Source organism: Halobacteriovorax sp. (assembly GCF_048381875.1).
Taxonomy (GTDB): Bacteria; Bdellovibrionota; Bacteriovoracia; order Bacteriovoracales; family Bacteriovoracaceae; genus Halobacteriovorax_A; species Halobacteriovorax_A vibrionivorans.
In genome coordinates this window covers 353183-365779 of sequence record NZ_JBLXBP010000002.1, presented here as the reverse complement: position 1 = coordinate 365779, position 12597 = coordinate 353183, and the positions used below count along the sequence as shown (strand labels likewise).

17 protein-coding genes are annotated in these 12597 nt (G+C 36.7%); 8 read left to right on the top strand and 9 right to left on the bottom strand.

The window, feature by feature from the left end:
- Positions 1 to 43: 43 nt before the first annotated feature.
- On the bottom strand, positions 44 to 1876 hold the full coding sequence (locus ACN5L8_RS06020) for an OPT/YSL family transporter (protein WP_419172601.1): 1833 nt from the start codon (positions 1874 to 1876) through the stop codon (positions 44 to 46).
- A gap of 76 nt (positions 1877 to 1952) precedes the next feature.
- Here ACN5L8_RS06020 and ACN5L8_RS06015 point away from each other — a divergent pair, with 76 nt between their 5' ends.
- The 3 genes from ACN5L8_RS06015 to ACN5L8_RS06005 all read left to right on the top strand — a co-directional run bounded on the left by ACN5L8_RS06015 (position 1953) and on the right by ACN5L8_RS06005 (position 4492).
- Positions 1953 to 2444, top strand: a complete 492-nt coding sequence (locus tag ACN5L8_RS06015; RefSeq protein ID WP_419172600.1) for a hypothetical protein — start codon at positions 1953 to 1955, stop codon at positions 2442 to 2444.
- A gap of 1 nt (position 2445) precedes the next feature.
- Positions 2446 to 3762, top strand: a complete 1317-nt coding sequence (locus ACN5L8_RS06010; RefSeq protein WP_419172599.1) for an APC family permease — start codon at positions 2446 to 2448, stop codon at positions 3760 to 3762.
- A gap of 61 nt (positions 3763 to 3823) precedes the next feature.
- The gene (locus ACN5L8_RS06005; RefSeq protein WP_419172598.1) at positions 3824 to 4492 is read left to right on the top strand and encodes a hypothetical protein; all 669 of its coding nucleotides are present in this window, start codon (positions 3824 to 3826) and stop codon (positions 4490 to 4492) included.
- Positions 4493 to 4553: 61 nt separating this feature from the next.
- Here ACN5L8_RS06005 and ACN5L8_RS06000 read toward each other — a convergent pair whose 3' ends face one another.
- The 3 genes from ACN5L8_RS06000 to ACN5L8_RS05990 form a co-directional block, all read right to left on the bottom strand.
- Positions 4554 to 5189, bottom strand: coding sequence for a transposase (locus ACN5L8_RS06000; RefSeq protein WP_120404340.1), 636 nt, complete (start codon positions 5187 to 5189; stop codon positions 4554 to 4556).
- 38 nt (positions 5190 to 5227) lie between these two features.
- Positions 5228 to 5833, bottom strand: a complete 606-nt coding sequence (locus ACN5L8_RS05995; RefSeq protein ID WP_419172597.1) for a hypothetical protein — start codon at positions 5831 to 5833, stop codon at positions 5228 to 5230.
- A gap of 310 nt (positions 5834 to 6143) precedes the next feature.
- Positions 6144 to 6797, bottom strand: a complete 654-nt coding sequence (locus ACN5L8_RS05990; RefSeq protein ID WP_334678979.1) for an endonuclease I family protein — start codon at positions 6795 to 6797, stop codon at positions 6144 to 6146.
- Between the two features lie 112 nt (positions 6798 to 6909).
- Here ACN5L8_RS05990 and ACN5L8_RS05985 point away from each other — a divergent pair, with 112 nt between their 5' ends.
- Entirely contained in the window at positions 6910 to 7176 is a 267-nt protein-coding gene (locus ACN5L8_RS05985; RefSeq protein ID WP_115361293.1) for a PepSY domain-containing protein, read from the top strand.
- A complete protein-coding gene (locus ACN5L8_RS05980; RefSeq protein ID WP_419172596.1) occupies positions 7176 to 7601 on the top strand; it encodes a cytochrome b/b6 domain-containing protein in 426 nt (141 codons plus the stop codon). Before ACN5L8_RS05985 ends, ACN5L8_RS05980 begins: the two co-directional genes overlap by 1 nt.
- 13 nt (positions 7602 to 7614) lie before the next feature.
- On the opposite strand, the gene ACN5L8_RS05975 is transcribed toward ACN5L8_RS05980, so the two are convergent.
- Positions 7615 to 8469, bottom strand: coding sequence for a LysR family transcriptional regulator (locus ACN5L8_RS05975; RefSeq protein ID WP_115361289.1), 855 nt, complete (start codon positions 8467 to 8469; stop codon positions 7615 to 7617).
- 107 nt (positions 8470 to 8576) lie between these two features.
- Between ACN5L8_RS05975 and ACN5L8_RS05970 the strand changes: the two genes are divergently transcribed.
- A complete protein-coding gene (locus ACN5L8_RS05970) occupies positions 8577 to 9038 on the top strand; it encodes a hypothetical protein (protein ID WP_419172595.1) in 462 nt (153 codons plus the stop codon).
- A gap of 59 nt (positions 9039 to 9097) precedes the next feature.
- On the opposite strand, the gene ACN5L8_RS05965 is transcribed toward ACN5L8_RS05970, so the two are convergent.
- From ACN5L8_RS05965 to ACN5L8_RS05950, 4 genes are all read right to left on the bottom strand, one after another.
- Positions 9098 to 9574 (bottom strand): TraR/DksA family transcriptional regulator, encoded by a 477-nt coding sequence (locus ACN5L8_RS05965; protein ID WP_120404345.1) that lies wholly within the window; start codon positions 9572 to 9574, stop codon positions 9098 to 9100.
- A 166-nt stretch (positions 9575 to 9740) separates the two neighbouring features.
- Complete coding sequence (locus ACN5L8_RS05960) at positions 9741 to 9992, bottom strand: hypothetical protein (RefSeq protein WP_115361281.1); 252 nt, start codon at positions 9990 to 9992, stop codon at positions 9741 to 9743.
- 21 nt (positions 9993 to 10013) lie between these two features.
- Complete coding sequence (locus tag ACN5L8_RS05955; RefSeq protein ID WP_115361279.1) at positions 10014 to 10217, bottom strand: hypothetical protein; 204 nt, start codon at positions 10215 to 10217, stop codon at positions 10014 to 10016.
- A gap of 27 nt (positions 10218 to 10244) precedes the next feature.
- Entirely contained in the window at positions 10245 to 10721 is a 477-nt protein-coding gene (locus ACN5L8_RS05950; RefSeq protein WP_115362289.1) for a ferritin-like domain-containing protein, read from the bottom strand.
- Positions 10722 to 10920: 199 nt separating this feature from the next.
- On the opposite strand from ACN5L8_RS05950, the gene ACN5L8_RS05945 reads away from it, so the two are divergent.
- The gene (locus tag ACN5L8_RS05945; RefSeq protein WP_419172594.1) at positions 10921 to 11889 is read left to right on the top strand and encodes an amidoligase family protein; all 969 of its coding nucleotides are present in this window, start codon (positions 10921 to 10923) and stop codon (positions 11887 to 11889) included.
- Positions 11889 to 12581: a gamma-glutamyl-gamma-aminobutyrate hydrolase family protein gene (locus tag ACN5L8_RS05940; RefSeq protein WP_419172593.1), complete on the top strand. Its 693-nt coding sequence runs from the start codon at positions 11889 to 11891 to the stop codon at positions 12579 to 12581. The genes ACN5L8_RS05945 and ACN5L8_RS05940 overlap by 1 nt, the downstream gene beginning before the upstream one ends.
- The last annotated feature ends 16 nt before the right edge of the window (positions 12582 to 12597 follow it).

The following is a 12597-nucleotide window of genomic DNA, read 5'->3' as shown; positions in this document are numbered from 1 at the left end:
TGTTTCGCATGTGCGAAACAAAAGGTGCATGGCACCCTGAGAGTTATTTCTCGATTGCAGAAGTTTTCGCGTAGTTGATTGCTGTTGTAAGTAGTAGACCAACAAAGAAAAGTACGCTTAAGCTTGTTTGAAAGTTAAACCCTTCAACTCCAGCAATTTCCATTCCTGCAATGGCAAGAATTCCAAAAAGAAGTGCAAAGAGAGCATCTCCTGTAATAAGTCCTGCTGCTGTTAGGATTCCTCGGTGAGTGATTTTAGTCACTGACTTTGTTCCCGATAGTCTTGCAAGAGAACCAAGTAGAATTCCCGTTCCAATATATGAAGGAAGATAGATCCCAACGGCAAAGGCAAGTGAGCTTAGAATGATTCCTTTGCGCTTTCCAATTATTTCAACAGTTACTGCAACAAGACCAAGTCCTGTTCCTGCTAAAACTGGCATAAGAGGAATATCACTTTGAATAAATAGTGACTTTAAAACTGTTGCAAAGAAGGCGGCCTGTGGTGCTGGTAGGGCCTCACTTCCAAGAGTTCCTGTCTCATGTGCAACGTAAACTGCAAGAGGAACTGAAATAGCTCCACCAAGAAGACCTACGATTTGCCCAACAAATGAGCTTGAAACCTTTAGGCCATTAAATTGCATTGTCTTATAATCTTGTGATGAATCGTTAGATGCACAAATGGCAACACAAGCTGCAACAATAATTGGAACTAAGAAGTAAACACCTTGAATTCCTTCTAGTCCAATGGCAAGACCCACAAGACTTAGAACAAGCATTCCCATAAATACTGTTCCTGAAACAGGTGAAGCGGATGAACCAACTTGAAGGGATAAAAGAGCACCTAGACCACTTAGGAAAAAGATTAGTAGTAGGGCAACTATACCAAGGGCCACAATACCTACAATTGTTGCACCTGAATAAATCATCATGGCAAGAAGTAGGATGGCACCAAAAGCGATTGATCCTAGAAGCTGCTTTCTTCTATCGTGTGGGATTTCTAATTGTTCAGCATTATAATCTGCTTCTTTATCAGCAAGGGCATTACGAGTTTTACGACCTTCAATAATATAAGCGATTAGTGAATAAACAACGGCCACAACCATGGCCGCACCACCAACCCAACGAAAAGTTGTTCCTGGCATTCCTTGGGCCGCAGACATTCCTTTAACAACTGCGTTTAGAAGTCCTCCAAAGAAAATTAAGACTGCTGTTGGAACAGTAAGAAGTGCACCAATTCCAAAATAGAGTGGGTTAATTGGCAGTGGAAGTTTTGTTTCAACGCCACTAAGAGTGAACTTAAGGTCATAGATACTTGCTTTTAATACTTTGATTTGACTTAAAAACGCCATCACAAAACCAAATAATAAACCAGGTACAAGTGAAAGCATTAGTGGTGGACGTGCCTGAGGATTATCAGCTGCTGTTTGAATTAAGCGATCACAAGCAACAGCTTCGGGAGCCGGAAGCTTTGGATCAGTTAAGAATCTCTCTGTTGCAAGTCCTACAAAACCCCAACCGAGAAAACAACCGGCCGCAGAAGATAGAATAAGAGATAGAATATCAACTGGCGGAACAGGTTCACCAAGCTCAGCTGCTAAAATTTGGATAATTGGTGCGACAAAAGCGACACCAGCTGTTACTGCAACTCCGGCAGATCCAGTTACTTGGGCCATCGCTAGAAAGCCCTTCATGTCCTTCTTAAAGAAGGCACCCATGGCAACCCAACCAAATAAAACAACAAGGGGGCTAATTCCTGGGGTAATTCCTGCTTTTAGTGCAGAGAAGACAAATGCTGCACCGAGAACAAAGGAAATGACGAATCCGAAGGCGATTCCGGCCTTCTTCGATTTTAAAGATGGTTCTAATACATTACTCATACTCTTCCTCTAGTTATAAAAAAGTTATAATTATAGAATTACTTTACTAGATTGATTTAGCAAGTATTATGTATATATGACGAAAATTGATAAAGAAAAGCTTACTGAAGAGATGAATGCTAAGAATCGTGATTGGTTAATCGAATCAGGTGGGATTTCATCACTCTTTATTCATAATTTAGAAAACTTTGCATATCGTTATCTTGAAACATCCGTAGATAAGGGGATTAAGTGTTTTATTGACGGCGATCTTTATCGTGTTAGCTCTACTGAGCCATCAATCATTGAGGCCCTAAAGTGGGAGAATCCCCAGCTTAAGAAGTCTCTCATTGATCTATGCAAGAAGTTTCCTGGAAAAGCCTCTCAAGAACTTAGAGTTAAGCTAAATATTGAAACTAAAATGATAGGTGAGCATAAGAATGAATGCTCAGCTTCTATTAAGTGCTTGCTTCCAAGCGGTGAAAGCTCAACACTTTCTGAAAAGACAGCATCCATGACTTTTGAGGATCCAATTGAGCTTCGCAATAAACACGCAGCTTTACTAGAAGACGTTTGTACAATTTTTTAATATGGATCACGATAATCACACGACAGATTACAAGAAAAATAGCCTAAGCCTTTGGGGTGCAACTTCAATGGGAACTGGAGTTATGATTGGCGCAGGTATTTTTGCTCTTACAGGGCAGATGGCCGAGCTAAGTGGGAAATGGTTTCCAATTGCTTTTCTTGTCGCTGCCATCGTCGCAGGCTTTAGTGCATATTCATATGTTAAGTTATCTAATTACTATCCTTCAGCTGGTGGGATAGCAATGTTCTTAGAAAAAGCATATGGAAAAGGGACCATGACAGCTTCCTGTGCTCTTCTTATGTATTTTTCTATGGTGATAAATGAAAGTTTAGTTGCAAGAACATTTGCGACTTATACCCTGCAATTATTTGGTGGAAAAGAGTTGGATTACTTGGTTCCTGTTTTAGGTGTCGGACTTTTAATATTTGCATTTTTCATAAACATATTAAGTAATAAGTTTATTCAAACTTTTTCATTTTTTATGTCATTTATTAAAATTGCCGGTTTGTTGGCATTGGCCATTGGTGGGCTTTGGGCAACTGGTATTAACTTTGATGAAGCGATCAAAACCACTAGTCATAGTGACCCATTTGGGTTTCTCGGAGCCGTGGCCTTAGGTGTATTGGGCTATAAGGGATTTACGACGATTACAAATAGTGGAGGAGAGATTAAAGATCCACACAAGAATGTGGGCCGTGCAATTTTGATTTCTATTTTTATTTGTTTGGTTATTTATCTTCTTACTTCTTTTGCTGTCTCATCAAATTTAACAGTAGTAGAAATTATACAGGCCAAGAATTACTCTCTTGCACAAGCAGCGAGACCTGCTTTTGGACAAACTGGTCTTTGGCTTACTGTTATTTTTGCTATCGTAGCAACTGTTTCAGGAGTTATTGCTAGCGCATTTGCCGTTTCACGAATGCTTGCAATGCTAACAGATATGAAAATCGTTCCTCATAGCCACTTTGGTATGCCAGGGAGTATTCAAAAACATACTCTTGTCTATACTATCGTGATAGCTATTATACTGACGATCTTCTTTGACTTAAGTCGTATCGCTTCATTGGGGGCCATCTTTTATATTATCATGGATATTGCAGTACATTGGGGAGTACTAACAAAACTTAGAAACAAAATAAAAGCAAATGCCTTTATTCTTATAACCGCAATTATTGTTGATATAATAATTCTATTTGCTTTATTTTGGGTCAAACTTAAGCAGGATGATTTTATTATTTGGGCCTCTCTTATTGGACTAGCTTTAATCTTTATAGGTGAATACTGGTTTCTATCTAAAACCAAAAATAACGAAAACTAATCATTTCAATACTTTGAGCGTAATCTACTAAACTATTGAGTAAAATTGTCGATAATCTATTATGCGACTTAAGTTTCTCCTTTCATCAATAGTATTTATTACAATACTTTCATTTGTAAGTCTTTATTCTTCGATTGATGAAAGTGGGATTAATAGATCCACAAGCTCTTTTAATTCCTCAAGATCTGTTGCCGATATTAGCTGTCGACAGGCAATGTCTGAGTATCTCTCTGCTTCAGTTAATGAAGAGAATATTATGCTTTGGCATCTCTTTAAAGATGATATGGCACAAGTCAATGCGAGATATTTAGACCATGAAGACTTTGATTCACTATCAGCAGATCCAGATCACAACTTTAAGCAAACAAAAACAAGTCTTCTTGAGGCCGTAAGTGGCCTTTATGCTCAGGAGAGTGGAATTCTTACTGCAGGAATTTCTCGTGGCCCAGAAGGGACAGAATTTGTTGATGGACAGGGCGTTTTCTGGGATGTGAAAACTCCTATTGCTCCTTTATTTGATCAAAATTGGCGTTTTAATATCGAGCAGTCTGGAAATAGTATTAAGCATAAACTTGAAGCAGTGGATGGGATTCATATCCTAATTGATCTTTCATATATCCGCCCACAAAATGCCGTGAACTTAAAAGAGTGGATCAATAATAATATTTCTAAAGAGCATAGAAGTCGAATTCGCTATGTCGTCGTTCCCGATGGAATAGTTGATTACTAAGTTTTGAGTTTTAGGGGCGCGGGTACCAATGGTTTTAGGGGCGCGGGTACCAATGGAAGTTTCAATGACTTACGCCGTATTTAAAGTCATTAAGTCTTTTCTTGTAAAGTACAGATATCTTTTGCTTTGGCTTAAAGTAGCTTCGTTTTAGGCTATTACGAATACAGTTATCAAACTCAGAGTCGAATCTTTTTTCTATTAAGTGCTTTGAATCGGAGTAGTTAAGATGTGGCCTATAGTTGAATAACTCTGCTTCAAAGTTAGAAAAGTGTAATGAACTATATGGGTAGTCCTTGCACTCATCACAAATTCCTGCACGAATTGGATTTTGATAAATATAACGATAGACATTAAAAAGATAACTTTGCTTTGATACAATTGACCACTTATAACGATTACTAAACTTATGATTAATTACATTTATTCTATTGGAAATCATAAAACTAATACGCCAATTAAAATGCATCATGAATCGATCGATATTCTCATGTGGTGTCGTTAGGAGAAGATGATAGTGGTTTGACATCAGAACAAAGCAATTGATCTCTACTTTTTCACGCTCTAATGCATAGATAAGAGATTCTTTGCAAATATCCCACACTTCATATATTGGAATATTAAACCAGTCGCGGTTGTTGTTTCTTGTAATAACGTGATAGGGGTACAAGTTTTGTCTGATTAACTTTTTCTTGGGCATAGTTATCTCGCAAAGAAATAGCGCCGAAGCGCTTTGGGTTATTTAAGTTTCTTGTATAGGCTGTAGTTAACACATGCTAAAAATGGTGTACTGATGAAAAGTCCAAGACCTAGAGGAAGTAGTGCTAGAATTGAAATAAGAAAGTATGAAGACATCATGACGAGAATCAAATTCCAATTGCTATGAAAAACTCTACGACTTTTCTCTAAAATTTCCCATGCTGTTAGATTTTTATTATTCGCATCAAGAACTAGAGGTGTTGTGAATGCATATGAGCAAAATGCATATGCACCGGGAATAATAAATGCAATAAATCCAATCATTGTTAATAGTGAAGTTAGTGCTCCTACTTTTAAAATTGCTCCAAGTTTTCCTTTTTCAATATTTAAAAAGTCTGTAAGAGTTAGTATCTCTTTTTCTTCTGACGACTTTATCGCTGTGTAGAGACCGGCCATGTAAAGAGGGAAGACTAGGCTTGAAGCGAATGGGATTGAAGATAGTGCCCAGATTAAGCCTGAAGACAGGAGTGTGTAGAGACTGTAGGGAAGCGCGTTTCTACGATAAGTTTCCCAGCCTTGTTTGAATAAGAAAGAGACTTCTTGAATTGTTTTTGAGTTGTTTAAGTTTAGTACTAAAGTTTTCATTTTTACCTCACATTTGTTAGCGAAGTAATAATACTCTTGCTGCATTAATGCATAACTTTTTCAATTTGATATTAAATTTTTTCAATTAGGGGCGCGGGTACCAATGGAAATTTTAACTACTTAGCGTAAAAAATTCGTCAAAATCTAGGATGAGCGGCGCACAATTTAGTGATTTATCTTAAAATTAGGGCTGATTAACTGAGTCTCTGCTCATTTAGGCACTTTCATTACTATTTTACGTGCAAAATGAATTCTAAGTTATTGAAAGTTCCATTGGTACCCGCGCCCCTAACGCTAACGCTCTAACGCTCTAAAAATCTTTTATTGCATCAACAAATTCAGGATTTAAGATAAATGGATTAATATTACCCTGTAGAGTTTGAATAATCTCATTTCTTTCTAACTCGCGATTATCAACAGGATCAATTATATTCCATTTTCTAAGAGTTGCTTCTTGATCTTTATCAATGGAAAAATCATAGCGAATAGCAAAGTAGAACATCGCTCTAGCGACATTTCCTTTGTGATGATCTTGAGGTTCAAAACAGTCTTGAGAGTATTCATCAAAGCCTTGAATACTTCCATCCATTTGCCAGTAGTCATAAACTGCATCACAAAAAGGAAGATTTGCTCTTTTGCTATTGGACTCTTTACTCGTCACAAATAGGTGATGCATATCACTATTTGCTGGCAGCTCATCAGCACCTTTTGATTGCGGCCAAGTGTGTTCAATATTAAGTTTGAAGTTTCGTTTATAGCGACGCTGGTATCTTTCTTGACACTGACTGGGTGTATAGGCACTACAGACAACACCATTTATATTATCAACTGTTGAAAACATTAGTTTCTTAACTTCACTATATTCTAGGGCCAAATGATTTCTCTTTGCCATTTTGGCAATTGATTGGCGATTGATGACTTGGGCCGTAGCACTAAAGCAAAGTAGTAGAATTAAGATTTTCATATGTGTGTCATATGATAGTTAAGATATTATTACAACAGCTAAAACTTTGACCTCATGTGAATTCAATTAGATAATATAAAAAAGTAATGACGTTGAACCATAAGGAGTATATATGAAGAAAATATTTGTAATGGTATTATTAGGTATGACTTTTGTTTCTTGTTCTAAGAAAACACAATGTACAACTGAAGACAAAAGCAAGTGGCAAGATCAAGAAACTTTTAAATCAAATCTCGTATCACAAGGATATAAGATTAATGAATTTAAAGTAACTGAAGGCAATTGCTACGAAATCTATGGATGGGACAAAGATAAGAATAAAGTCGAAATCTATTTCAATCCAGTTGATGGTTCTATCGTAAAGAAAGAGAATCACTAGTGAATGATTTGAAACTACCTTTAAAATTTAGGCTACTCCATTGGGGAGTGGCCTTTATTATCATTTTAAATCTTTTTATTCTTGAAGAAGGCAAGCAAATTCATCGCTACCTTGGCTATGCCTGTGTTGCCTTTGTTTTCATTCGCTTATTAATTAGTAAAGGCCGCAAAGTGTCTCACTATAATGAGAAAGCAAAGTATGTCTATTGGTTAATGTGGACTGCAATTGGTGGACTTGGGATTACTGGTTTTCTCATGGGACTTGATCGCTTCTTTGGCAATCAATTATTAGAAGATATTCACGAGATCATTTCAAACTCTTTAATTGTATTGATTGTTGCACATCTTGGTGGCGTATTCATTGATGCTTATAAGAATAAGAGAAAGACATGGCTTCTAATGTTTACTGGTGAGAAGTTTAAGTAGACCTCAAGTGGTTTTAGCTCTTTGCCCACGTTGTTAAAAACCTTTCGACTTCATTTATAACGACTTGTGCATGGGCGCTAATATTTTTCTTACTATAAAATAATGAAATATTGTGCTCGCTTTCTTGACTTAAGACTTTCTTATGAGGAATAAGCTTGCCTTGGAGGACTCCTTCTCGTGCAACTCGATGAGGAAGTAGTCCGACTCCTAGTCCTTGCTCTGTAAGAGATTTCACTGTTTCTAAATTATCGCAAGATAAAATATGTTTAAAGCCTAGTTTAGTTGCATCAAAGTGGATTGATTCTGGAAACTTTATTATATGATCTAGAAAAGAGCTTTCAATTTGCTGAGAATGATAAAGCCCAAAGGAGTCTGAGTATATGATCTTTTCACTAAGAGAGCGACTTTTGACACCACTTGATACAATGATGGCGATATCGAGTTCACCTTTCTTTAATTCTTTCAACTTCTGTGAACTTCGCCCAGTTGAAAGTATAATATTAAGAGAGGGGGCAAGCTTTCTTAAATACTTGATAAAGTCAGGAAAGAAATATCTCGAAATACTGTCGTATGTTCCAATATAGACATTACCGCTCGCTTGCACATTATCTCTTATTAAGAGTTGCATTTGATTTGCTTGATCAATCGTCTCTCTTGCATAGGAATAGAGTTTGTCGCCAGCTGGAGTTGGAATAACGCCATCTGAGCGTCTTATCAATAGCTGTGTATCAAGCTCTTCTTCTAATTGTCGCAAAACCTTGGACAGTTGTGGCTGGCTTACATATGCCTTTTGACTTGCCTTTTGCAAAGAACCTGTTTCAACAATATTACAAAAATATTCAAGTTTACCTAAGTGATCTTTAAGCATAATTCACCTATATCTAAAAGTTATACCACCATATCAATAAAGAATTATTCTTACAATGAGAATAATGTCATAAATGAACCTACAAAATCACAAAAAAGGAGATGAATATGAAAATACTTTTACTAACAGCTTTCTTCATTACATCAAGTCTTACATTTGCTTCAAGTGAGATCGATAATATAACTTGTGCTTTAGAAACAAAAAGAGTCGGTGGAAATATGAGTAAGGGGAGAGCTCAGCAGGTTTTCCAATTAACAATTGTAGGTGAAAATGTTTTTCGTCTCAAAAGTTATAGAGGACACTTTTTTGACAAAGGCTATAGGGCAACAAGTGGTGGAAGAGGTTCTGTTGTTGAGCTAGTTACAAATGGAGATAAGGGCTATCAGATTCGCTCAAGAACTTATCTATCTTTAGACTTTTCAGAGTTACAAGATGATGTCACTACTGGTGGCTACCCTGGTGCTGGGAGTCCACCTACAAGAATTAATAATTATTCATGCATGATCAATTATCCAAAAGAACTAAGTGATATAACTAGACAAGAAGTTGTTTACGACTTCAATCTCTAATATTAAAACTTATATGCCATGCTTCTTTGTTAGGATTCTAAGAAGGGAGTATGGCCTGGCTAATTTTGGGCGCATTCAATACAGCTAGTTGCATAGGGAAGTGCTTTTAATCTCTTGTCTTCAATCTCTGAACCACATTTCTCACAGACTCCAAAGTTTCCATTTCTAATTCTTTCTAGAGCGTGATCGATACTCTTTAGCTCTATTCTTGCTAACTCATCTAAGTCTTCAATCACTTCATCGTTTTCCACTGCAATAGACTGGTCGTCGTGATCTTTGGTCAATGGGTTATCTTGGTGTGTTTTATCTCGTGTTAACGTGTTGATTCTATCAGTAATTTCTTGTCGCATAATGATGAGCTTGTTTTCGATTGCATGCAGATCCGTTCTGTCCGAATCTTGAATATCTTCATCTCTTTTTATATTTTTTTTCCAGTTTCGAGTATCAGTACCTTTTTCGAATGTATCATCGACATAGTGCTTAGTATGAGCTCTATGTTTATACTTACTTTGGTCACTTAAAGCTTGTCTTCCCATTTGAATCTCCTTTGAAAATTGGTATCAAATAGTGTTTGATGCTCTCTTAAGATTAATATGGAAAGTCGTAACTTAGTACTTAAGATAATCTTATTTTTAATAGGCAGTTTAAGTGCCATGCTCCTTTTATTTCTTTTTTTGAACAAAAGGAGCATGGTGAGGTAATTTATAAAGTATCTTTGATTTTCTTGTAGCCTTCTTTAAGCTCTGTTAGAAGGAGTTTGTTGGCCTCTGAGATATTGTCGATTGCTTCTTTAGTGGCCTCTTTAGTAGGAGCAACTTCATTGTTAATCTTCTCCCATTTACTCTCAAGTCCATCCCATTTTTCCTTCACTTCGGATTTTAATAAATGTGATTGAACTTTTAATTCATCTCTAGTTGTTTCTAATTCATTTAAAAAATCTTTAACTGTTTTCATCGATAAACCTCCTTTCGTTGTTTATGCTTTCGGTGGATTTTCGTTCGGCTTTTCAGGCTCCTTTATTGGCGGCTCTTTGGGCACATCTGGCGGAACTTCTATTGGCGTCCTATCAGGTGCATTTGGCGGCTCTGGAACTTCTCTTGGTATCTTCGGCGTTTGCGGCTTAGGCGAAGGCGTCGGATGCTTTGGTTTATTTGGTGGAACTTCTGGTTTATCACTCATAAATTACCTCCATCTATTATTAATTTTTTAAAGCCCTTTTTCTAAATATCCAACAAGATCATCAGCATGATGTTCTTCTTCTTTTAAAATATCCTCTAACATACGACGTGTGGTTGGATCTGAGTCTCCAATCCATCTAATGATTTCAGAGTACGTTTCAACTGCGACTCTTTCTGCCACAAGGTTTTCTTCAATCATTTTTCTAAGATCAGCTCCTTGATAATAGTCAGCGTGTGAGCGTGTAAGTAGTCCTTCAGGATTCATGTTAGGAATTCCTCCTAGCTGACATATTCTTTCGCAAAGCCAGTCTGCGTGTTGTTGTTCTTCATTTGCATGAACGAGAAACTCTGCAGCGATTGGATCGGCATTCATTCCTTCTGCCATGAAGTGATTATTCTTATAACGGAGAATACAAACGATTTCAGTTGCTAAGGCCTCGTTTAAAACTTCAATTACTTCTTGAGCATTAGCTTTGTAAGACTCAGTCATTGCTCCGTCCATCATCTTTTCACGAGCACGGCTTTTAATCTTTTCAAGGTCAATTTTAAATTTATTCAATTGTAACTCCTTCTTAACGTTTGATTTTCATCATAGGATATCTTTTGAAATAAATCCAATTTGCTAAGTTGCCAGAATCACTCTTAAGTTGAGTTCTTTACTGCTCCATTCGATTCTTGAAATTAGATATGTTATGATGTTTCGAATGAAGACAAAGAATTTCAAAGATCAAAACCGTACAGTAGGCTTTGAAATCGAATTTCAAGGCCTAACACCTGAAAAAACGGCAAACTTAATCGTTGATTGCCTCGATGGTGACGTCGAGAAAATTAGTGATGCATGTTTTAAAGTTGATTCACAATACGGTGAGTTTAAAGTCGAAACAGATGCAAAACTTTTAAAAGAATTAGCACAGTCTTCAGAAAAAAATATCAAAGTGAAGAAGTTTGACTTTGAAGGTGTGATAAAAGATATCTTAGAACCTATCACACAAGAACTCGTTCCAACTGAGATCGTTTCTCCTCCTTTAGAAGAAAAAAATTTTAATATTATTAAGAAAATTGAAGAAAGCCTTCATGACGCTGGGGCCAGAGGGACTAATGAGTCTGCATATTTTGCTTTTGCTATGCAATTCAATCCAGAGATAACATCTAAGGAAAGCTCTTATATATTAAGCGTACTTCGATCTTATATTTTACTTAGTTCTTGGCTGCAATCACAAATTGATATTGGGCTTACTAGGGAGTTAACTGGCTACGTTGATGATTTCCCAAATGACTATGCGCAGCTTGTTCTTGATCAAGACTATCATCCAGATCTTTCAAAGCTTATTGATGATTATCTCGAATACAATCCTACTCGAAATAGGGGACTGGACTTCTTGCCACTCTTTCTCTATCTCGATGAAGAGCGAGTCCGTAATGTTGTTACTGATGAGCGAGTTAAGGCAAGACCTACGTTTCATTATCGCCTTCCTAGTTGTCAATTGGGGTTAGAGTCCTGGAATATCTTTGTTGAATGGAAGCGTTGGCGTTTATTAGAAAGAATTGCCAATGATAAAGAGATCATTAGCAAGATGTCTAAGTCATTTATCGACCTTTATCACGATAGCAATCTCTCGTTTGAAAAGAAGTGGTTAAGGCTTTGTAACCACTATGTTGAGGACTTCCGTTAATGAAGCCACTTATTGGTGTTACGAAATCATATGGATTAACTGGCATAATTCAAAACTTGGCAATTAGGGTTTGTTTATATTTTTGTAATGCAAGATCAGTAAATCTCTCAACAAAACATCCTCAATTAGATCTTGATATTGATGGCCTAATCATTTCAGGAGGAACTGACTTATATCCGGGAATTTACAATAACAAGGACATTAAAGAGAATTATAAATATGATCATAAACGTGATGAGCTCGAACTTAATTGGCTTAGGGTTGCAAAAAAGAGGAGGCTTCCCATTTTTTGTATTTGTCGTGGAGCTCAACTTCTAAATGTATTTAAGGGGGGGACCCTTCATACAGATGTCTCAAAAGTATTTGAAGGGGCACACTATCCAAGTAGCTTGTGGGGTAAAGTCTTTTATCGAAAAAAGATAAAGATTAAACCTAATACTCGTTTAAATGAAATTTTTAAAAAGGATGAAACTGAAGTTAATAGCTTACATAGTCAATCTATTGATAAACTCGGCACAGGCCTTGATGTGAGTGCCGTTGAGGATAATGGCGTTATTCAAGCTGTGGAAAATGAAGGCCCTCGATTTATCATGGGATTACAATTTCATCCTGAGTTTCTCTTTTATCGAAAAGATATAAGGAATTTGTTTCGAGAATTTGTTACGGCCTCTAAAGATTATTCTCGTCAGTGATTTGTACACAATATAT

Coding starts and splice junctions, on each gene's coding strand:
- ACN5L8_RS06005 (WP_419172598.1), top strand. CDS start 3,824: ATGCGACTTAAGTTTCTCCTTTCATCAATAGTATTTATTACAATACTT.
- ACN5L8_RS05970 (WP_419172595.1), top strand. CDS start 8,577: ATGAAAATACTTTTACTAACAGCTTTCTTCATTACATCAAGTCTTACA.
- ACN5L8_RS06010 (WP_419172599.1), top strand. CDS start 2,446: ATGGATCACGATAATCACACGACAGATTACAAGAAAAATAGCCTAAGC.
- ACN5L8_RS05940 (WP_419172593.1), top strand. CDS start 11,889: ATGAAGCCACTTATTGGTGTTACGAAATCATATGGATTAACTGGCATA.
- ACN5L8_RS06015 (WP_419172600.1), top strand. CDS start 1,953: ATGACGAAAATTGATAAAGAAAAGCTTACTGAAGAGATGAATGCTAAG.
- ACN5L8_RS05985 (WP_115361293.1), top strand. CDS start 6,910: ATGAAGAAAATATTTGTAATGGTATTATTAGGTATGACTTTTGTTTCT.
- ACN5L8_RS05990 (WP_334678979.1), bottom strand. CDS start 6,797: ATGAAAATCTTAATTCTACTACTTTGCTTTAGTGCTACGGCCCAAGTC.
- ACN5L8_RS05995 (WP_419172597.1), bottom strand. CDS start 5,833: ATGAAAACTTTAGTACTAAACTTAAACAACTCAAAAACAATTCAAGAA.
- ACN5L8_RS05950 (WP_115362289.1), bottom strand. CDS start 10,721: ATGATGGACGGAGCAATGACTGAGTCTTACAAAGCTAATGCTCAAGAA.
- ACN5L8_RS05955 (WP_115361279.1), bottom strand. CDS start 10,217: ATGAGTGATAAACCAGAAGTTCCACCAAATAAACCAAAGCATCCGACG.
- ACN5L8_RS06020 (WP_419172601.1), bottom strand. CDS start 1,876: ATGAGTAATGTATTAGAACCATCTTTAAAATCGAAGAAGGCCGGAATC.
- ACN5L8_RS05945 (WP_419172594.1), top strand. CDS start 10,921: ATGAAGACAAAGAATTTCAAAGATCAAAACCGTACAGTAGGCTTTGAA.
- ACN5L8_RS05975 (WP_115361289.1), bottom strand. CDS start 8,469: ATGCTTAAAGATCACTTAGGTAAACTTGAATATTTTTGTAATATTGTT.
- ACN5L8_RS05960 (WP_115361281.1), bottom strand. CDS start 9,992: ATGAAAACAGTTAAAGATTTTTTAAATGAATTAGAAACAACTAGAGAT.
- ACN5L8_RS05965 (WP_120404345.1), bottom strand. CDS start 9,574: ATGGGAAGACAAGCTTTAAGTGACCAAAGTAAGTATAAACATAGAGCT.
- ACN5L8_RS06000 (WP_120404340.1), bottom strand. CDS start 5,189: ATGCCCAAGAAAAAGTTAATCAGACAAAACTTGTACCCCTATCACGTT.